An 18,754-nucleotide genomic window follows, 5' to 3' on the forward strand; every position below is an offset into this window, starting at 1 on the left:
TGTGCCTCTTACGTTTTGTAATTGTATACAAGTGGCTTTGCGCAGAGTTTATTCACGGCGGACGGCGCAGGTCAATCCATTTTCTCAAGCGACTGTTTCATTCGTCGGAAGCCCGGCCTGCTGTGGCTTTTCGTCGCATGCGGCGCTTTTCGAGAATTATTGTATACAAAAAAATATTTCATTGTGTTCTATTTGTTGCATCGGACTGCGGCACAAGCGCGCGGCACAAACACGCAGTCCACTGGCTTTCCCTATAACAAAATGAGGACGGCACCATGAGCGCTTTAACCATGAAAGTTGCAGTCAACCTGATCAATCAGGCCATCACCGCAGGTCATGCAATCTCCGCGGCGCCACTGACCATCGCGGTCCTGGATGCCGGCGGGCACTTGATTACCTTGCAGCGCGAAGACGGCGCGAGCCTGCTGCGCCCGCAGGTCGCCATCGGCAAAGCCTGGGGCGCCATCGCCCTCGGCAAAGGCTCACGCCTGCTGGCGCTGGACGCCCAACAACGCCCGGCCTTCTTTGCCGCGCTGAACAGCCTGGGGCAGGGCAGTGTCGTACCGGCGCCGGGCGGTGTTTTGATACGGGATCAGGACGGGAACGTGCTGGGGGCGGTGGGGATCAGCGGGGATCTGTCGGATGTTGACGAGCAGTGTGCGATCAGCGCAATCGAGGCGGTGGGGTTGAGGGCGGATGCGGGGGTGACTGCTTGATCTGGGGTAACTGACTAATCGCTATCGCGAGCAGGCTCACTCCTACAAGGATCCGGGTTGGACACAAAATGTCTGAACACCACAAATCCCCTGTAGGAGTGAGCCTGCTCGCGATAGCTATCTTCCAGACACATCCAGCCAACAGTTTGCCCTCCCACTTGAATCCACAGGGCTAGGCTACTCATGACCTGATCATGGGAGGCAAAGGAATGCCGGACTCACCTGCTGCACACCGATTGCGCGTCGGGCGCTATGCCGAAGCCAGTCGAATTTATTTGTTAACCACCAATACACTTCACAGGAGCCCGGTTTTCAAGGATTTCACCATGGGCAGGCTGGTGGTCGATCAATTTCGAAATGCACAGAATCTCGGCTTTAAGAACTCGTTGGCCTGGGTGGTCATGCCAGATCATTTTCATTGGCTGCTTGAGTTGAAGAGGGGATCTTTGAGTGAACTGATGCAGAAAACCAAGTCGATGAGTACCAAAGCCGTGAAGATGTCTACCGGTCGAACCGCCAGTCTCTGGCAGAGAGGATTTCATGATCGGGCACTGCGGCGGGAAGAGGATTTGGTGAAATTGGCTCGATATGTAGTAGCCAACCCGTTGCGGGCTGGGCTGGTGGAAAGCTTGGGGACTATCCGTTGTGGGATGCTGTTTGGGTTTGAGCTGAAGTCGAGTTGCCTTCATCGCGAGCAGGCTCACTTCTACAGGGAACTGCATTTCAATGTGAGAAAGCGAGCCTGCTTGCGATGCCGGCGATGTGGTCTAACGATCCGGCTCACACCCCTTGAGCACCAACCGAATTATCGTCTGCGCCGCCGCTTCATAATCCTCTTCATCCAGCTTGGCCTTGCCAGTGATGGCCGTGATCTGCCAGTCAAAGTCGGCATAGGTCTGGGTCGCGGCCCAGATGCTGAACATCAGGTGGTTAGGGTCGATCGGGGCGATCTGGCCGCGGTCTATCCAGGTCTGGATGCAGTCGATGTTGTGCTTGGCCTGGCCGTTGAGCTGTTCGACCAGGTCGGTGCTCAGGTGCGGGGCGCCGTGCATGATTTCGCTGGCGAACACTTTGGAGGCGAAGGGCAGGTCGCGGGAGATGCGGATTTTCGAGCGGATGTAGCCGCTCAAGACTTCGCTGGGCACACCGTCGGCGTTGAACGGCGTCGAGGCCTGCAGAATCGGCTCGATGATGCTTTCCAGGACCTCGCGGTAGAGGTTTTCCTTGGATTTGAAGTAGTAATAGACGTTGGGCTTGGGCAATCCCGCCTTGGCTGCGATGTCACTGGTTTTGGTCGCAGCGAAGCCCTTGTCCGCAAATTCTTCACTGGCGGCACGCAGGATCAGTTCTTTGTTGCGCTCGCGGATAGTGCTCATAAACCAGGGGGTTCCTTGCCTGTTCTGGCGGTTGCGCATGGTAGCACCGGCCTCGCGCGGCGCTCAAGAATGCCCCGTGTGGCGCTCGGTCGCGCTATGCTGCGCAGCATTCATTCCAGAAGGACACCTGATTCATGGCAGGAAGCAGTTTGCTGTTGCTGATCGACGACATTGCCGCGGTTCTCGACGATGTGGCGTTGATGACCAAAATGGCCGCCAAGAAGACCGCTGGCGTACTCGGCGATGATCTGGCGCTCAATGCCCAGCAGGTCAGCGGCGTGCGTGCCGAGCGGGAAATACCGGTCGTGTGGGCGGTGGCCAAGGGCTCGTTTCTCAACAAGCTGATCCTGGTCCCGTCGGCCTTGGCCATCAGTGCGTTCATCCCATGGCTGGTCACGCCATTGTTGATGGTCGGTGGCGCTTATCTGTGTTTCGAAGGTTTCGAGAAACTGGCCCATAAATTCCTGCACAGCAAGGCTGAAGACCAGGCCGAGCATGCAGAGCTGGTTGAGGCCGTGGCTGATCCGGCGGTCGATCTGGTGGCATTCGAGCAGGACAAGATCAAGGGCGCCATTCGCACCGACTTCATCCTGTCGGCGGAAATCATCGCCATCACCCTCGGCACCGTGGCGGATGCGTCATTGACCCAGCAGGTCATCGTGCTGTCGGGCATTGCCATCGTCATGACCATCGGCGTCTATGGCCTGGTGGCGGGCATCGTCAAGCTCGATGACCTCGGTCTATGGCTGACCCAGAAGCCCGGGCAAATGGCCAAAAGCATCGGCGGCGGGATTCTGCGCGCAGCGCCGTACATGATGAAAAGCCTGTCGGTGATCGGTACGGCGGCGATGTTCCTGGTGGGCGGCGGGATTCTGACTCATGGCGTGCCGGTGGTTCATCACTGGATTGAAAGCGTGAGTGCAGGGGCGGGCGGTGCCGGGTTTATCGTGCCGACGTTGCTGAATGCAGTGGCGGGGATTGTGGCCGGTGCCATTGTGTTGGCCGGTGTGATGGCAGCGAGCAAAATCTGGCGCTCAGTCAAAGGCTGAGAGCCGGTTACTTGATCGTTCCCACGCTCTGCGTGGGAATGCTGCCCGTGACGCTCCGCGTCACAGCCGCAGGAACGCGGAGCGTCCCGAGAGGCATTCCCACGCAGAGCGTGGGAATGATCTTAAAGAAACAAAAAGGCCATTCGACTCGCATCGAATGGCCTTTTTTGTTGCCGCCGAATTTACTCGGCAATCTGCAACTTGCGCGACTCGGTATAAACGTAACGCACCTTCTCGTACTCGAACGGCGAGTTCAGCTGGCCGTAGCGGAAGCTGTTCTGGTAGCGCTTGTCGACGCCACGCAGGACCCAGACCTCAGGATGGTTGGAGCTGACTTCGGAGACGTTCAGGAAGTTGATCGCCGATTCTGCGCTGAAATCCACCACCAGGCCGCCCGTGTCGCGGATGTTTGAAGGGCCGAGGATCGGCAACACGAAGTAGGCGCCGCCTGGTACACCGTAGAAGCCCAGGGTCTGACCGAAGTCCTCGCTCTGGCGCGGCAGGCCCATGGCGGTGGCCGGGTCCCACAGGCCGGCGATGCCGATGGTGGTGTTGAGCAGAAGGCGCGCGGTGGTTTCCATCGACCGCTTGCCTTTGAACTGCAGCAGGCTGTTCATCAGGTTCGGCACATCGCCGACGTTATTGAAGAAGTTGCTCACCCCGGTGCGCAGGAAGCTCGGGGTGATGTAGCGATAACCGTCGACCACAGGCAGGAACACCCATTGGTCGAAGCGGTAGTTGAAGTGATAAACCCGGCGGTTCCACTCTTCCAGCGGGTCGTAGACGTTCAGCGCATTTAGCGTGGAACGTTCGAATTCGCGCTGATCCAGCCCCGGGTTGAACTTGAGTTTGCTCAGCGGTTCCTTGAAACCGTCAGTGTCGACCACGACAGGTGCGTTGGCTTTGCTGTTGTCGGCATTGGCGACGCCTGCACAGAGTAACGCAGCGATAAGCAGGAGGTATTTAGCCACGGAAAAACTCCAGCATAGCGTCGCTGTTGACGCGGTAATTTAGGTTGCCGCAATGGCCGCCCAGTGGATAAACGGTCAAGCGGTCGCCGAAGGTCTTGCGCAGGAAACCGAGGTCGCCAGGGCCGAGGATCACGTCGTCGGCGTTGTGCATGACGGCTATTTTCGGGCTGTCGTGCAGGTAATCCTTGAGCGCATACAGGCTGACCTGGTCGATTAGTTGCAGCAGGCTGCCGCCGTCGGTGCGCGCGCGCCACATCGGTATGACTTGCTCGGTGAGGTAGCAGTCGAAGTCGCACTGCAGCGCACGTTTGAGGAATGGCGTAAGGGTGGTGCCTTCTGTGATCGGGTATTTAGGGGGCGTGATCAGGCCGCGACGGTTGATCAGGTCCGAAGTGAAGGCAATGTCGGCCGCCGAAAAGCGGAACGAAGTGCCAATCAGCATGGCCATCTGTTCGTTGGTCAGGTGTTGTTTGGACTGCTGGAAGTCGTAGAGCAGCGCATCGTTGAGGTCGATGTAGCCTTTTTGCTGGAAGTAGCGAGTCAGTTTGTTCAGCACCAGTTCATAGAAGGTGGTGCTGTTGTTGATGCCCTTGACCTCGGTCTGGACCAGCTTGTCGAGGTTGGTGATCGAGGTGTAGAGGTTGACCGGCGGGTTGAGCAGCAAGACTTTCTTGAAGTTGAAGCTGCGGCGGGTTTCGTCCAGGTGCGCGACAAATGCCGCATCCAGTGCGCCCAGGCTGTAGCCGGTCAGGTAGTAATCGGTGACGGGCACTTTCGGATTTTGCGCCCGCACGGCCTGCATCACCCGGTACATGTCTTCGGCGTCTTCCTTGGTGATACCGGGTGTGGCAAAGCGTGAGGCCGCGCTCATAAAGTCGAAACTGGTGGGCGACGACAGTTGCACCACGTGATAACCGGCCTTGTAGTAGAGCTTTTTCAGGTATTCGTTGTGGCTGCTGTCATAACGCGCGCCGGTGCCGGCGATCAGGAAGATCAGCGGCGCTGCCTTGTCTTGCGTGGCGATGCGATAGGTCAATTTTTTGACCGGCCAGAAGTTGTCTGGCAGTTCGAATGCACGCTCCGGGCGCAGAGTCACGCTGCGGGTCTGCTGATTGATGTCGTCGTCCAGCGGCAACTCCGGGCGCAGGTCCGGCGGAGTCGTGGCGATGGTCGCCTCGAACGGGTTGGTCAAGGGGTAGCCATAACTGGCGGCGTCGATGTCGACCGCCAGTGCGGACGCACTCAAAATAAGGCCGCCAAACAGGGCGGCGAAGCGCAAGGAACGGAGCATGACTAGATCCCTTAGAGGAAGGTGTCGAATGAAGTTCGCAGGCTATGACCACGGGGTTTGCGCCAAAGTGCCATGCAGCGGCACCAATCAGGGCGAATTTCGGATCAATAGTAGCTGGACGATACACTTTGCAGCTATTTGGTGAACAATTATCTGTTGCGCGCGTTTGCTTGACGCTGTCGGGGGATTAAGCTGGCCGCCGTTTTCGTTTATTGGAGTGCTTCATGTCCCGCCGTCTGCCTGTGATTCTGCTACTCGTTCTACTGCCGTTATGGCTGGCCGCCAGTTATGGCGCGCGTTATGGCTTTATGGAGGATGCGCAGTGGGTTGGCATCTGCGTGGACGAGGCGAGCCGCTGGGAATGCCAGATTCGTTCGAACCTGGGCTTGATGATTCACTTCAAGGTGTTGGGCTTCGCCGCATTGGCCGCCGCGATCATTGGGTTTGTGGTGCCGGGCCGGGCAGGGTGGTGGCTGGCGGTGCTGGCACTGGTGTTCGGGTTTCCGGCACTGGCGTTGTACAACACGACCTTGGCCGTTTTTGCGGTGGTGATTGCGGGGTTGCGTCTGGTTCGGGCGTCTCGTAGCGCCGGTTAATCAGTCTTCGCGGGCAAGCCTCGCTCCTACAGAATCTGGTCGTTCATAAAATTGACGAACGACTTCATCCCGTAGGAGTGAGGCTTGCCCGCGAAGAGGCCGCCAGCCGCGCTGAAAATCAGGCCTTGCGAACCCGCAAACAGCGCCACAACGCCGCCACCATCAACACACTCACCAGCGCCCAACCCCAGGCCTGCTGGTTCTGCAAGCCTTCAACGAACAGCTGCGGCGCAATGCCGGCGCCGATGATGAAGGTCAGCAGGGCGATTTCACGACGCGGCACGTTCACCGGGCGGCACAGATAAACAAGCGCCGGCAGGATGAACGCTACACTCGGGAAACTGCGATAGCGCGAATCGAACACCAGCTCCAGCATCATCACCGCCGCCGCAAAACCTGCCGCAGCGACCAGCCAGCCCGCTCGACGCTCCAGCGCGTTGAACGCCCGCTCACGCCAGCCAGTGCGGGCGCTCAGCGTCAGCGCAGCGTGGGCCAGCACCAACAGATTCAGACCCGTCAGCAACGCCACCCACAACCATTCACTGGCAAATCGGGTAGTGACACGCGCCAGATCGCCCCAGGCGCCAATCGAGCACGCCGCCAGTGCGCCGAGCAGCGGCAGCACCAAGGCAGCGCGGGTGGTGCGTACACGCCCGCCGAGCATCAGCGTGCCAAGGAAGATCAAACCGCCAACGGCCAGCCACTGTGACCAGTACGGCACGTTCGACACAGGGCCGGCCAGCACGCCCTTGTCCTGACGATCAGCATCGAATAGTCCCCAGTAACCACCGACCGCACCTTCGCTGGCGCGTTTCCACGGCTGGTCGAAGGCTTCGATCAGGTTGTAATGCCAGCCTTGCTGCTCGGCCATGATGACAAAACCACGGATGAACTTGGCTTCGTTGACCCGGCTCGGCAGGGCGGTTTCGCGCTGACGGCCTTCGCTTGGCCAGCCGGTTTCGCCAATCACCACGTCTTTAGGAGCGAATTTGTTGCCGAACACCTGACGCACTTCCGCCACATGCTGCAGCGCCGCGTCGATGTTCGAGGGATCATCTTCCCAGTACGGCAGCAAATGGATGGTCAGGAAATCCACCGCCGGGGCGATTTCCGGGTGTTTGAGCCAAAACTCCCAGACATCGGCGTAAGTGACCGGCTGCTTGACCTGGCTTTTGACCTTATTGATCAGCTTCGCCAGCTGCGCACCCGTGACTTCCTTGCGCAGCAGGGTTTCGTTGCCGACGATCACCGACGTCACCACGTCCGCGTTGGCGTTGGCCGAGGCGATCAGCAGGTCGACTTCTTTCTCGGTGTCCACCGGGTTGCTGTTGACCCAGGCGCCGATCATCAGTTTCAGACCATGCTTGCGTGCCAGATCAGGCAAGGCCTCGAGACCGGTCATGGAATAGGTGCGGATGCATTCGAAGCTTTTGGCCAGCAGCGCGAGGTCGGCGTCCATGCGCTCGGGGCGCAACTTGAACGGCACGTCGAACGGCGACTGGTCCTTGTCGAACGGGGTGTAGGAGGCGCATTGCAGCTTGTGCGTCGCGCTGGCCACGTCCGGCAGAATCACCGGTTTGCCGAGGCCGTACCAGAAGCCGCCAAGGGCAAACAGCCCCAGCAGGCAAGCGAAGAGATAAGCCAGAAAAGGAAAACGGGATGTCGCGGGCATGGTCAGGCCGTCTGGGAGCAAAGCCGCGCATGTTACCTGCATTTGCACCGCGCTAGGGGGCTTGCATGATTTTGACATGCAAAGTTCGGGCGGAGTGGCGGGCGTACTCGAGGTGGTCGAGATTAATGGCGTTCTGATGTCGTTTCTCGATGCCTTGAGGTCGCAGACAGCACAGGTCGCGGTTGTCGTCAGGTTGATTATCGATGCATCAGTGCTCTCATTGAAAATCACGCTGATGTTCGAACGAGTTTGCGGTGGGCGTGATGGGGGCGCTGTGCACCATAACAATACGTTGACGCGACTCGGCACCCGTCGAGCGCAGCACTTTCGGGGAAGTAACGATGAAGATGCGACGACTTTTAGGCGCCGGTGCCGCTCTGGTGCTTGCGATTGGCTCCACTATGGCCAATGCCGAGAGCAAAACCCTGAGCATCGGTTACGTTGACGGTTGGTCCGACAGCGTCGCGACCACGCATGTGGCCGCCGAAGTGATCAAGCAAAAGCTGGGTTATGACGTGAAGCTGCAAGCCGTCGCCACCGGGATCATGTGGCAGGGTGTGGCCACCGGCAAACTCGACGCCATGTTGTCCGCCTGGCTGCCGGTGACTCACGGCGAATACTGGACCAAGAACAAGGATCAAGTCGTCGATTACGGTCCGAACTTCAAGGATGCAAAAATCGGCTTGATCGTGCCGGAGTACGTCAAGGCCAAAACCATTGACGATCTGAAAACTGACGACACCTTCAAGAAACGCATCGTCGGCATCGACGCCGGTTCGGGCGTGATGCTTAAAACCGAGCAGGCGATCAAGGATTACGATCTGACCGGGTATCAACTCAAGGCCAGTTCCGGCGCCGGCATGATTGCCGAGCTGACTCGTGCCGAGAAGAAGAACGAATCCATTGCCGTGACCGGTTGGGTGCCGCACTGGATGTTCGCCAAGTGGAAACTGCGCTTCCTGGACGACCCGAAAGGCGTTTATGGCGCGGCCGAAACCGTGAATAACATCGGCAGCAAAGAACTGGCGACCAAGGCGCCGGAAGTTGCCAAGTTCCTGAAGAACTTCCAGTGGGCATCGAAAGACGAAATTGGCGAAGTCATGTTGGCGATTCAAGACGGCGCCAAGCCTGAAGCCGCGGCGAAAGATTGGGTGGCCAAACACCCTGAGCGCGTTGCAGACTGGATCAAGTGATTTGAGCTGACGGCTCTGGTCCGCACCTCTTAAGGCCCCTTGGCATATTGCCAAGGGGCCTTTGTTTTTTCCCTGAATGCTGGGAAATGGCGACTCTGTCATGTCGTTCTAATACTAAGGTCGTCTGGAACCTGTCCCGCAGCCGCATAGAGTGGATCACGTTCCAACTTCATCTGTGCTGCGAGGATAAAAACAATGAACGACAGCATTTACCTCTCGATTCAAAACAGCCCGCGCTTCAAGGAGCTGGTTAGTAAGCGAGAAAGGTTCGCCTGGATTCTTTCGGCGATCATGCTTGGGCTGTACTCCGGATTCATCCTTTTGATTGCTTATGGGCCGCATATTCTGGGCGCGAAGATCAGTCCCGAGTCTTCGATTACCTGGGGGATACCGATTGGTGTCGGGCTGATTCTCTCGGCCTTTGTCCTGACTGCAATCTACGTACGACGCGCCAATGGCGAATTCGACGACCTGAACAATGCGATTCTCAAGGAGGCTCAGCAATGATCCGGCGTCTATTGGCTTTATTGAGTGTTGCAGCATTCGCACCGGGTGCCTGGGCGGCTGAAGCCCTGACCGGCGCGGTTCAGAAACAACCGCTGAACGTCGCTGCGATCCTGATGTTCGTGGCGTTTGTCGGCGCGACTTTGTATATCACCTACTGGGCCTCCAAGAAAAACAACTCGGCGGCCGACTACTATGCGGCCGGCGGCAAGATCACCGGTTTCCAGAATGGTCTGGCGATTGCCGGTGACTACATGTCCGCGGCGTCGTTCCTGGGTATTTCCGCCCTGGTGTTCACTTCCGGCTACGATGGCCTGATCTACTCGATCGGCTTCCTGGTGGGCTGGCCGATCATTCTGTTCCTGATCGCCGAGCGCCTGCGTAACCTGGGCAAGTACACCTTTGCCGATGTGGCGTCCTACCGCCTTGGGCAAACCCAGATTCGCTCGCTGTCCGCTTGCGGTTCGCTGGTGGTGGTGGCGTTCTACCTGATCGCGCAAATGGTGGGTGCCGGCAAGCTGATCCAGTTGCTGTTCGGTCTGGATTACCACGTAGCAGTGATCCTGGTCGGCGTCCTGATGTGCATGTACGTGCTGTTCGGCGGCATGCTGGCGACCACTTGGGTGCAGATTATCAAGGCAGTGCTGTTGCTGTCCGGTGCCTCGTTCATGGCGCTGATGGTGATGAAGCACGTCAACTTTGACTTCAACACGCTGTTCTCCGAGGCGATCAAGGTTCACGCCAAAGGCGAAGCGATCATGAGCCCGGGCGGTCTGGTGAAAGATCCGGTGTCCGCGTTCTCCCTCGGCCTGGCACTGATGTTCGGTACCGCTGGCCTGCCGCACATCCTGATGCGCTTCTTCACCGTGAGTGACGCAAAAGAAGCTCGCAAGAGCGTGCTGTACGCAACCGGCTTCATTGGCTACTTCTACATCCTGACCTTCATCATCGGCTTCGGCGCGATCTTGCTGGTGAGCACCAACCCGGCCTTTAAAGATGCGGCTGGCGCGCTGTTGGGCGGTAACAACATGGCGGCGGTGCACCTGGCCAACGCGGTGGGTGGCAGTATTTTCCTGGGCTTCATCTCGGCGGTAGCGTTCGCGACCATTCTGGCGGTGGTTGCCGGTTTGACTCTGGCCGGTGCTTCAGCGGTGTCTCATGACCTGTATGCCAGCGTGATCAAGAAAGGCAAGGCCAACGAGAAGGACGAGATCCGTGTTTCGAAAATCACCACCATCGCCTTGGCGGTGCTGGCGATCGGCCTGGGCATTCTGTTCGAAAGCCAGAACATCGCGTTCATGGTGGGCCTGGCGTTTTCCATCGCGGCGAGCTGTAACTTCCCGGTGCTGCTGCTTTCCATGTACTGGAAGAAGCTGACCACACGTGGTGCGATGATCGGTGGCTGGTTGGGTCTGATCAGTGCCGTTGGTTTGATGGTCCTTGGGCCAACCATTTGGGTGCAGATCCTGCATCACGAGAAGGCTATCTTCCCGTATGAGTACCCGGCGTTGTTCTCGATGGCTATTGCGTTTGTCGGGATCTGGTTCTTCTCGATCACTGACAAGTCCGCGGCTGGCGTTAATGAGCGAGCGCTGTTCTTCCCGCAGTTTGTTCGTTCGCAGACCGGGTTGGGGGCGAGTGGGGCTGTTTCTCACTAAGGCTTCGCGTTTGTCTATGTAAGTTGCGTTAAACGAAAAATGCCCCGGTCGAGAGATCGGGGCATTTTTTGTTGGTGATGGTATTTACTGTAGGAGCGAGGCTTGCCCGCGAAGGCGGCCTTACAGTCGACCGGGGGTTTTGATGGTGTACATATCCATTCCTGCGGTAACGGCCACTTATGGTTTCGCCCTTACGGCGACTCATTTTTTTTTCAAACGCCAAAAAAAAGTAAGCAAAAAAAGGCTCGCCCCGAGCGTCCGGCCCCTCGCCTGGGCTCGGCGTACCTTCGCTCCGGTATCCATCCGGGGACACTGCCCTCCGGTCTGCTTCGCGACGACCTACATGCAGCGTGTTCGACTGCGTCGAACGGCGCTGCGCGCCACTCCCCGGATGAACACCTCCACTCAGCCTCCCGAAGGGGCGGGTGGATCAAGATCAAGAGCTGAAGGCGAGCTAACGCTCGGCCTGATGAGTGGTGAGAAGCGAAGCGTGTACGCCGATCCATTTGTAGGAGCGAGCCTGCTCGCGATGGCGGCCTGACAGCCGACCAGTTTCTTGCGGATGGACACCAAACCTTGTGGGAGCTGGCTTGCCAGGGATGGCGGCCTGACAGCCGGCCAGTTTCTTGCAGATGTACACCAAACCTTGTGGGAGCTGGCTTGTCGGGTCGCCGCATCGCTGCGAAGGCGGCTCGGTAGTCGACCTGTACTTGCGGATGTACGCAAGCTTCCCAAGGGCTGTGATCCTTTTGGCTTTGGCTTTGGCTTTGGCTTTGGCTTTGGCTTTGGCTTTGGCTTTGGCTTTGGCTTTGGCTTTGGCTTTGGCTTTGGCTTTGGCTTTTGACGTTGATCTTGTTTTTGATCTTGATCTTGATCTTTCGCCCCTTCGGCAGGCCGAGCGTAGGTGTTCATCAGGGGGTTAGGCGCGTAGCGCCGTGCGGCGAAGCCGCACACATCGAGAGGAGGTCGTCGCGAAGCAGACCGTAGGCGATGCCCCCTGATGGACGCCGTAGCGAGGGAACGCGGAGCCTCAGCGAGGCGCCGAACGCCGGGGCGAAGCCTTTTGCTTACTTTTCGGCGTCTGGAAAAGTGAGTCGCTGTAAGAGCGAAACCATAAGTCGCCGTTACCGCAGAAACGGATATGTACCCAACCAAAAACCCAGTCGGCCCTAAGGCCGCTGAGACAGCACAAACAAAAACGGCCTCTATACAAATAGAGGCCGTTCCCGGTACAACTTAAGACGTTATCGCAAGACAGGTCTTATTTGCGGTCTTCCAGCTTGGTGATGTCACGCGACTCGTAGCCGGTGTACAACTGGCGCGGACGGCCAATCTTGTACGGGCTGGAGAGCATTTCTTTCCAGTGGGAGATCCAGCCGACAGTCCGCGCCAGGGCGAAGATCACGGTGAACATGCTGGTTGGAATGCCGATCGCCTTGAGGATGATGCCCGAGTAGAAGTCGACGTTCGGGTACAGCGAGCGTTCGATGAAGTACGGGTCGGTCAGCGCGATCTCTTCCAGGCGCATGGCCAGTTCGAGTTGCTTGTCGTGCTTGATACCCAGTTCCTTCAGGACTTCGTCGCAAGTCTGTTTCATGACGGTAGCGCGTGGGTCGCGGTTTTTGTAAACCCGGTGACCGAAGCCCATCAGCTTGAACGGATCGTTCTTGTCCTTGGCCTTGGCGATGTACTTGTCGATGTTCGACACATCGCCAATTTCATCGAGCATGGTCAGAACAGCTTCGTTCGCGCCGCCGTGGGCAGGGCCCCACAGTGCAGCGATGCCGGCGGCGATACAGGCGAACGGGTTGGCACCCGAAGAACCGGCCAGGCGTACGGTGGAAGTCGATGCGTTCTGCTCGTGGTCGGCATGGAGGATGAAGATCTTGTCCATGGCGCTGGCGAGCACCGGGCTGATCGGTTTGATCTCGCACGGGGTGTTGAACATCATGTGCAGGAAGTTTTCCGCGTAAGTCAGGTCGTTGCGCGGGTACATCATGGGTTGGCCCATGGAGTACTTGTAAACCATCGCTGCCAGGGTCGGCATCTTGGCAACCAGGCGGATCGCGGAAATTTCGCGATGCTGCGGGTTATTGATGTCGAGGGAGTCGTGGTAGAAGGCCGAGAGGGCGCCGACTACGCCGCACATGACGGCCATTGGGTGGGCGTCGCGACGGAAGCCGTTGAAGAAGGTCTTCAGCTGCTCGTGAACCATGGTGTGGTTCTTCACGGTGCTGACGAACTGGGCCTTCTGTTCTGCGGTCGGCAATTCGCCGTTGAGCAGCAGATAGCAGGTTTCCAGGTAGTCCGACTTTTCAGCCAGCTGTTCGATCGGGTAACCGCGGTGCAGCAGAATGCCGTTGTCGCCGTCGATATAGGTGATCTTCGACTCGCAGGAAGCTGTCGACATGAAACCAGGGTCAAAGGTGAAACGGCCCGTGGCCGTCAGGCCCCGAACATCGATAACATCGGGACCAACGGTGCCGGTTAAAATGGGCAGCTCGACGGGGGCTGCGCCCTCGATGATCAACTGCGCTTTTTTGTCAGCCATGTGGCCTCCTATTTATGCTTGAAATCATCAGACAGACCCCCCACGCAGGGCCCGCACCACTATAGTGAGATAAATTCGAATGTCAATTTGCCTAAAGTCTTGCTCCAGAAGGCTTTAACCGGACTTTTTCCTCGAAATTGCCTGCCATTTACGCCTTTTATCCAACTTGTGCAATGAGCTATTAGGGGAAGGTGAACGCGTTGTCATTAGTAGCCTAACTGTCTATACTCGGCCTCCGACCGCCAGGGGCTTTTGGGCCTGCTTTATTGGGGGTCGCACTCCCTGGGTGGTGGGTACCTGACCAGTGCACTCCCCAACAACTTTGCCCTGATTGTTAGGGGCTCTTCAGTGTGAAAAAAAGCCGTGAATAGCCAACGACCTGTAAACCTAGACCTAAGGACCATCAAACTCCCAGTCACTGCTTACACGTCCATTCTTCACCGAATCTCCGGAATCATCCTCTTTGTCAGCCTGGCCATCATGCTTTATGCATTGGACAAGTCGCTCGACTCGGAAGAAGGCTTCGGTCAGGTGAAAGCGTGTCTGACCAGTCCGCTAGCCAAGCTAGTGACATGGGGCATCCTGTCCGCCTTGCTGTATCACCTGGTTGCCGGTGTGCGCCATTTGATGATGGACATGGGCATCGGCGAGTCGCTTGAAGGCGGCAAACTGGGCTCGAAAATCGTTATCGCCGTTTCCGTGGTGGTAATCGTTCTGGCAGGAGTTTGGATATGGTAACTAACGTCACGAACCTGTCCCGTTCGGGCCTCTATGACTGGATGGCACAACGTGTGTCTGCGGTCGTTCTCGCGGCTTACTTCATTTTCCTGATCGGATACGTCGTCGCCAACCCTGGCATCGGCTACGCCCAATGGCATGAACTGTTCGCAAGCAACTGGATGCGTATTTTCAGTCTCCTGGCCCTCGTTGCCCTCGGCGCTCACGCCTGGGTCGGCATGTGGACCATCGCGACCGACTACCTGACGCCAATGGCGTTCGGCAAGTCCGCGACTGCAATACGTTTCCTTTTCCAGGCAGTATGCGGCGTTGCGATGTTCGCTTACTTCGTCTGGGGTGTGCAGATTCTCTGGGGTATCTGATTCATGTCTACTACCGTTAATACGCTTTCGTTCGACGCCATCATCATTGGCGGCGGCGGTGCTGGCATGCGCGCTGCGCTGCAGTTGGCACAAGGTGGTCACAAGACTGCCGTAGTTACCAAGGTTTTCCCGACTCGTTCGCACACCGTATCCGCCCAGGGTGGCATCACCTGCGCCATCGCCTCGGCAGATCCGAACGATGACTGGCGCTGGCACATGTACGATACCGTCAAGGGTTCCGACTATATCGGCGACCAGGACGCTATCGAATACATGTGTTCCGTAGGCCCGGAAGCGGTCTTCGAACTCGAGCACATGGGCTTGCCGTTTTCCCGTACCGAACAGGGCCGCATCTACCAGCGTCCGTTCGGCGGTCAGTCGAAAGACTTCGGTAAAGGTGGCCAGGCTGCCCGTACTTGCGCTGCTGCCGACCGTACCGGTCACGCACTGCTGCACACCCTGTACCAGGCCAACCTCAAGGCCGGCACCGTATTCCTCAACGAATACTACGGCGTCGACCTGGTGAAGAACGAAGACGGTGCCTTTGTCGGCATGATCGTCATCTGCATCGAAACCGGCGAAACCTCCTACGTCCGCGCTAACGCCACCGTACTGGCGACCGGCGGTGCAGGTCGTATCTACTCGTCCACCACCAATGCCCTGATCAACACCGGTGACGGCGTCGGCATGGCTCTGCGTGCTGGCGTGCCGGTACAAGACATTGAAATGTGGCAGTTCCACCCGACCGGCATCGCCGGCGCCGGTGTACTGGTTACCGAAGGCTGCCGCGGTGAAGGCGGTTACCTGATCAACAAGCACGGCGAGCGTTTCATGGAGCGTTATGCTCCGAACGCCAAAGACTTGGCGGGTCGTGACGTTGTTGCCCGTTCGATGGTTAAAGAAATCATCGCCGGCAATGGTTGCGGTCCGGATGGCGACCACGTAATGCTGAAACTCGATCACCTCGGTGAAGAAGTTCTGCACAGCCGTCTGCCAGGCATCATGGAACTGTCCAAGACCTTCGCTCACGTCGATCCAGCCGTGGCGCCGATTCCGGTCGTTCCAACCTGCCACTATATGATGGGCGGCGTTGCCACCAACATTCATGGTCAGGCAATCACCCAGGATGCCGACGGCGTCGACCAGATCATTCCTGGTCTGTTCGCAGTGGGCGAAGTGGCTTGCGTATCGGTTCACGGTGCCAACCGTCTGGGCGGCAACTCGCTGCTCGACCTGGTGGTATTCGGCCGTGCGGCCGGTCTGTTCCTGGAACAGACCCTGAAAGAAGGCGTTGATTACGCCCGTCCTCGCCAGTCCGACATCGACGCCGCCCTGGCGCGTCTCGATGGCCTGAACTCGCGTACCGAAGGCGAAGATGTCGCCACTCTGCGTAAAGAGCTGCAAAGCTGCATGCAGAACTACTTCGGTGTATTCCGTACCGGTGAATACATGCAGAAGGGTATTGCCCAGCTGGCTGATCTGCGTGGCCGTATCGCCAACGTCAAGATCAACGACAAGAGCCAGGCGTTCAACACCGCTCGAATCGAAGCCCTGGAACTGCAGAACCTGCTGGAAGTGGCTGAAGCCACCGCCATCGCTGCAGAGATCCGCAAAGAGTCCCGCGGCGCTCACGCCCGTGAAGACTACGAAGACCGCGACGACGAAAACTGGCTGTGCCACACCCTGTACTTCCCGGGTGACAAGCGCGTGACCAAGCGTGCTGTGAACTTCTCGCCGAAGACTGTTCCGACTTTTGAACCTAAGATTCGGACTTATTAAGGGTGGCCGCCATGTTGCAAGTCAGTGTTTATCGCTACAACCCTGATCAGGACGCTGCGCCGTTCATGCAGGAATTCCAGGTCGACACCGGTGGTAAAGACCTGATGGTGCTGGACGTGCTGGCCCTGATCAAAGAGCAGGACGAAGGTTTCTCCTATCGTCGCTCTTGCCGTGAAGGTGTTTGCGGTTCCGACGGCATGAACATCAACGGCAAAAACGGTCTGGCCTGCGTTACGCCGCTGTCTTCTGTCGTAAAAGGTAACAAGCTGATTGTTCGTCCGCTGCCAGGTTTGCCGGTTATCCGTGACCTGGTCGTTGATATGAGCATCTTCTACAAGCAATACGAGAAGGTTAAGCCATACCTGCAGAACGACACGCCGGCTCCGGCCATCGAACGTCTGCAGACCCCGGAGGAGCGTGAAAAGCTCGACGGTCTGTACGAGTGCATCTTGTGCGCTTGCTGCTCGACCTCTTGCCCGTCCTTCTGGTGGAACCCGGACAAGTTCCTGGGCCCGGCTGCACTGCTGCAAGCGTACCGCTTCCTGGCAGACAGCCGCGACACCAAGACTGCCGAGCGTCTGGCTTCGCTGGATGACCCGTTCAGCGTATTCCGCTGCCGCGGGATCATGAACTGCGTCAACGTCTGCCCGAAAGGCCTGAACCCGACTAAGGCCATCGGTCACGTACGTAACATGCTGCTGCAAAGCGGCGTGTGATTCAGCTGTAACTGCAGGACCGCTGTACCCGTAGATGCTACGGCGCAGGCTTCAACCGGCGCCGTAGTCTTAACCTGAGCAGCAGCTTATAAGGCTGCGGCTCTTATTTTGAAGAAATGAGACAAGCAGGGGCATCCGGGCTGGTACCCGGACTATCAGCGTGATCCTAAGTGGCTTGTTTTAGTCGCTGCATTCGGACTTCTGCAAGTGTGCTCGGTGTCGACGCCGGTGGTGTTCCCCTAACCGAGGGTGACCAAGCATGCAAGAAAGCGTGATGCAGCGCATGTGGAACAGCGCCTACCTATCCGGTAGTAACGCTGCCTATGTGGAAGAGCTCTATGAGCTCTACCTGCACGACCCTAACGCTGTGCCAGAAGAGTGGCGCACCTACTTCCAGAAGTTGCCTGCTGACGGCAACACTGCCACCGATGTATCGCACTCCACAATTCGCGATCATTTCGTCTTGCTGGCAAAGAACCAGCGCCGCGCCCAACCGGTTTCCGCCGGCAGCGTGAGCAGTGAGCACGAGAAGAAGCAAGTTGAAGTGCTGCGATTGATCCAGGCCTACCGTATGCGTGGCCACCAGGCAGCCCAGCTTGACCCGCGGGGGCTGTGGCCGCGTCCTGCACCTGCAGACCTGTCGATCAATCATTACGGCTTGACCAATGCCGATCTTGATACTACGTTCCGTGCCGGCGACCTGTTCATCGGCAAAGAGGAGGCGAGCCTACGCGAAATTCACGAAGCGTTGCAGCAGACATATTGCCGCACCATCGGCGCTGAATTTACGCATATCACCGATTCCGAGCAGCGCCAGTGGTTCCAGCAGCGTCTGGAAAGCGTGCGCGGCCGTCCAACGTACTCCGCCGACATCAAGAGCCACCTGCTCGAGCGCGTCACCGCCGGCGAAGGTCTGGAAAAATACCTGGGCACCAAATACCCGGGCACCAAGCGTTTCGGTCTGGAAGGCGGCGAGAGCCTGATTCCGATGCTCGACGAGCTGATACAGCGTTCCGGTTCCTACGGCACCAAGGAAATCGTCATCGGCATGGCCCACCGTGGCCGTCTGAACGTGCTGGTCAACACCTTCGGCAAGAACCCGCGCGAGCTGTTCGACGAGTTCGAAGGCAAGAAGAAGGTCGAGCTGGGTTCCGGTGACGTTAAGTATCACCAGGGCTTCTCGTCCAACGTGATGACCACCGGCGGTGAAGTTCACCTCGCGATGGCCTTCAACCCGTCCCACCTGGAAATCGTATCTCCAGTGGTCGAGGGTTCGGTTCGCGCCCGTCAGGATCGTCGTAACGACCCTACCGGCGAGAAAGTTCTGCCGATCTCCATCCACGGTGACGCGGCATTCGCCGGTCAGGGCGTTGTGATGGAAACCTTCCAGATGTCGCAGACCCGCGGTTTCAAGACCGGCGGCACCGTGCACATCGTGATCAACAACCAGGTTGGTTTCACCATCAGCAACCCGCTGGACTCGCGCTCCACCGAGTACGCGACCGACGTTGCGAAAATGATCCAGGCGCCGATCCTCCATGTGAATGGCGATGATCCGGAAGCCGTGTTGTTCGTGACCCAG

Annotated in this window: 17 protein-coding genes and 1 pseudogene; 13 read left to right on the forward strand and 5 right to left on the reverse strand. The window is 58.0% G+C overall.

Annotation, left to right across the window (positions count from 1 at the left end):
- Positions 1-275: 275 nt before the first annotated feature.
- Together ACIQV9_RS06745 and ACIQV9_RS06750 are read left to right on the forward strand one after the other, a co-directional pair.
- The gene (locus tag ACIQV9_RS06745) at positions 276-716 is read left to right on the forward strand and encodes a heme-binding protein (protein ID WP_403099535.1); all 441 of its coding nucleotides are present in this window, start codon (positions 276-278) and stop codon (positions 714-716) included.
- Positions 717-925: 209 nt separating this feature from the next.
- Positions 926-1,383: pseudogene (locus ACIQV9_RS06750) on the forward strand (REP-associated tyrosine transposase).
- A gap of 100 nt (positions 1,384-1,483) precedes the next feature.
- Here ACIQV9_RS06750 and ACIQV9_RS06755 read toward each other — a convergent pair.
- On the reverse strand, positions 1,484-2,092 hold the full coding sequence (locus tag ACIQV9_RS06755; protein ID WP_403099537.1) for a TetR/AcrR family transcriptional regulator: 609 nt from the start codon (positions 2,090-2,092) through the stop codon (positions 1,484-1,486).
- A 134-nt stretch (positions 2,093-2,226) separates the two neighbouring features.
- Here ACIQV9_RS06755 and ACIQV9_RS06760 point away from each other — a divergent pair, with 134 nt between their 5' ends.
- Positions 2,227-3,141: a DUF808 domain-containing protein gene (locus tag ACIQV9_RS06760; RefSeq protein WP_403099539.1), complete on the forward strand. Its 915-nt coding sequence runs from the start codon at positions 2,227-2,229 to the stop codon at positions 3,139-3,141.
- Between the two features lie 182 nt (positions 3,142-3,323).
- Here ACIQV9_RS06760 and ACIQV9_RS06765 read toward each other — a convergent pair whose 3' ends face one another.
- Both ACIQV9_RS06765 and ACIQV9_RS06770 read right to left on the reverse strand, forming a co-directional pair.
- The gene (locus ACIQV9_RS06765; RefSeq protein ID WP_403099541.1) at positions 3,324-4,112 is read right to left on the reverse strand and encodes a VacJ family lipoprotein; all 789 of its coding nucleotides are present in this window, start codon (positions 4,110-4,112) and stop codon (positions 3,324-3,326) included.
- Positions 4,105-5,403, reverse strand: coding sequence for a serine/threonine protein kinase (locus tag ACIQV9_RS06770; protein ID WP_403099543.1), 1,299 nt, complete (start codon positions 5,401-5,403; stop codon positions 4,105-4,107). Before ACIQV9_RS06770 ends, ACIQV9_RS06765 begins: the two co-directional genes overlap by 8 nt.
- 224 nt (positions 5,404-5,627) lie before the next feature.
- On the opposite strand from ACIQV9_RS06770, the gene ACIQV9_RS06775 reads away from it, so the two are divergent.
- Complete coding sequence (locus ACIQV9_RS06775; protein ID WP_403099545.1) at positions 5,628-5,999, forward strand: hypothetical protein; 372 nt, start codon at positions 5,628-5,630, stop codon at positions 5,997-5,999.
- A gap of 118 nt (positions 6,000-6,117) precedes the next feature.
- Here ACIQV9_RS06775 and ACIQV9_RS06780 read toward each other — a convergent pair whose 3' ends face one another.
- Complete coding sequence (locus ACIQV9_RS06780) at positions 6,118-7,713, reverse strand: beta (1-6) glucans synthase (RefSeq protein ID WP_403099547.1); 1,596 nt, start codon at positions 7,711-7,713, stop codon at positions 6,118-6,120.
- Between the two features lie 299 nt (positions 7,714-8,012).
- Here ACIQV9_RS06780 and ACIQV9_RS06785 point away from each other — a divergent pair, with 299 nt between their 5' ends.
- The 4 genes from ACIQV9_RS06785 (at position 8,013) to ACIQV9_RS06800 (ending at position 11,870) form a co-directional block, all read left to right on the forward strand.
- Positions 8,013-8,864: a glycine betaine ABC transporter substrate-binding protein gene (locus ACIQV9_RS06785; RefSeq protein WP_109628631.1), complete on the forward strand. Its 852-nt coding sequence runs from the start codon at positions 8,013-8,015 to the stop codon at positions 8,862-8,864.
- Between the two features lie 195 nt (positions 8,865-9,059).
- Entirely contained in the window at positions 9,060-9,371 is a 312-nt protein-coding gene (locus tag ACIQV9_RS06790) for a DUF485 domain-containing protein (RefSeq protein WP_084320609.1), read from the forward strand.
- Positions 9,368-11,026, forward strand: coding sequence for a cation acetate symporter (locus ACIQV9_RS06795; RefSeq protein WP_403099549.1), 1,659 nt, complete (start codon positions 9,368-9,370; stop codon positions 11,024-11,026). The genes ACIQV9_RS06790 and ACIQV9_RS06795 overlap by 4 nt, the downstream gene beginning before the upstream one ends.
- A gap of 562 nt (positions 11,027-11,588) precedes the next feature.
- A complete protein-coding gene (locus ACIQV9_RS06800) occupies positions 11,589-11,870 on the forward strand; it encodes a hypothetical protein (protein ID WP_403099551.1) in 282 nt (93 codons plus the stop codon).
- A gap of 417 nt (positions 11,871-12,287) precedes the next feature.
- Here ACIQV9_RS06800 and gltA read toward each other — a convergent pair whose 3' ends face one another.
- Positions 12,288-13,577, reverse strand: a complete 1,290-nt coding sequence (gene gltA / locus ACIQV9_RS06805) for a citrate synthase (RefSeq protein ID WP_109628635.1) — start codon at positions 13,575-13,577, stop codon at positions 12,288-12,290.
- A 363-nt stretch (positions 13,578-13,940) separates the two neighbouring features.
- Between gltA and sdhC the strand changes: the two genes are divergently transcribed.
- The 5 genes from sdhC to ACIQV9_RS06830 all read left to right on the forward strand — a co-directional run.
- Complete coding sequence (gene sdhC, locus ACIQV9_RS06810; RefSeq protein WP_033053500.1) at positions 13,941-14,315, forward strand: succinate dehydrogenase, cytochrome b556 subunit; 375 nt, start codon at positions 13,941-13,943, stop codon at positions 14,313-14,315.
- Complete coding sequence (gene sdhD, locus ACIQV9_RS06815; RefSeq protein ID WP_007945134.1) at positions 14,309-14,677, forward strand: succinate dehydrogenase, hydrophobic membrane anchor protein; 369 nt, start codon at positions 14,309-14,311, stop codon at positions 14,675-14,677. Before sdhC ends, sdhD begins: the two co-directional genes overlap by 7 nt.
- A gap of 3 nt (positions 14,678-14,680) precedes the next feature.
- Positions 14,681-16,456, forward strand: a complete 1,776-nt coding sequence (gene sdhA, locus ACIQV9_RS06820; protein ID WP_008032662.1) for a succinate dehydrogenase flavoprotein subunit — start codon at positions 14,681-14,683, stop codon at positions 16,454-16,456.
- Between the two features lie 11 nt (positions 16,457-16,467).
- A complete protein-coding gene (locus ACIQV9_RS06825; protein WP_010456852.1) occupies positions 16,468-17,172 on the forward strand; it encodes a succinate dehydrogenase iron-sulfur subunit in 705 nt (234 codons plus the stop codon).
- Positions 17,173-17,431: 259 nt separating this feature from the next.
- On the forward strand, positions 17,432-18,754 hold a 1,323-nt coding region (locus tag ACIQV9_RS06830), incomplete at its 3' end, for a thiamine pyrophosphate-dependent enzyme (RefSeq protein WP_403099557.1).

Source organism: Pseudomonas sp. NPDC099000, assembly GCF_044759925.1.
GTDB lineage: Bacteria > Pseudomonadota > Gammaproteobacteria > Pseudomonadales > Pseudomonadaceae > Aquipseudomonas.

Coding starts and splice junctions, on each gene's coding strand:
- ACIQV9_RS06745 (WP_403099535.1), top strand. CDS start 276: ATGAGCGCTTTAACCATGAAAGTTGCAGTCAACCTGATCAATCAGGCC.
- ACIQV9_RS06795 (WP_403099549.1), top strand. CDS start 9,368: ATGATCCGGCGTCTATTGGCTTTATTGAGTGTTGCAGCATTCGCACCG.
- ACIQV9_RS06800 (WP_403099551.1), top strand. CDS start 11,589: ATGGACACCAAACCTTGTGGGAGCTGGCTTGCCAGGGATGGCGGCCTG.
- ACIQV9_RS06785 (WP_109628631.1), top strand. CDS start 8,013: ATGAAGATGCGACGACTTTTAGGCGCCGGTGCCGCTCTGGTGCTTGCG.
- ACIQV9_RS06775 (WP_403099545.1), top strand. CDS start 5,628: ATGTCCCGCCGTCTGCCTGTGATTCTGCTACTCGTTCTACTGCCGTTA.
- ACIQV9_RS06790 (WP_084320609.1), top strand. CDS start 9,060: ATGAACGACAGCATTTACCTCTCGATTCAAAACAGCCCGCGCTTCAAG.
- gltA (WP_109628635.1), bottom strand. CDS start 13,577: ATGGCTGACAAAAAAGCGCAGTTGATCATCGAGGGCGCAGCCCCCGTC.
- ACIQV9_RS06770 (WP_403099543.1), bottom strand. CDS start 5,403: ATGCTCCGTTCCTTGCGCTTCGCCGCCCTGTTTGGCGGCCTTATTTTG.
- sdhA (WP_008032662.1), top strand. CDS start 14,681: ATGTCTACTACCGTTAATACGCTTTCGTTCGACGCCATCATCATTGGC.
- ACIQV9_RS06760 (WP_403099539.1), top strand. CDS start 2,227: ATGGCAGGAAGCAGTTTGCTGTTGCTGATCGACGACATTGCCGCGGTT.
- ACIQV9_RS06755 (WP_403099537.1), bottom strand. CDS start 2,092: ATGAGCACTATCCGCGAGCGCAACAAAGAACTGATCCTGCGTGCCGCC.
- ACIQV9_RS06825 (WP_010456852.1), top strand. CDS start 16,468: ATGTTGCAAGTCAGTGTTTATCGCTACAACCCTGATCAGGACGCTGCG.
- sdhD (WP_007945134.1), top strand. CDS start 14,309: ATGGTAACTAACGTCACGAACCTGTCCCGTTCGGGCCTCTATGACTGG.
- ACIQV9_RS06780 (WP_403099547.1), bottom strand. CDS start 7,713: ATGCAGGTAACATGCGCGGCTTTGCTCCCAGACGGCCTGACCATGCCC.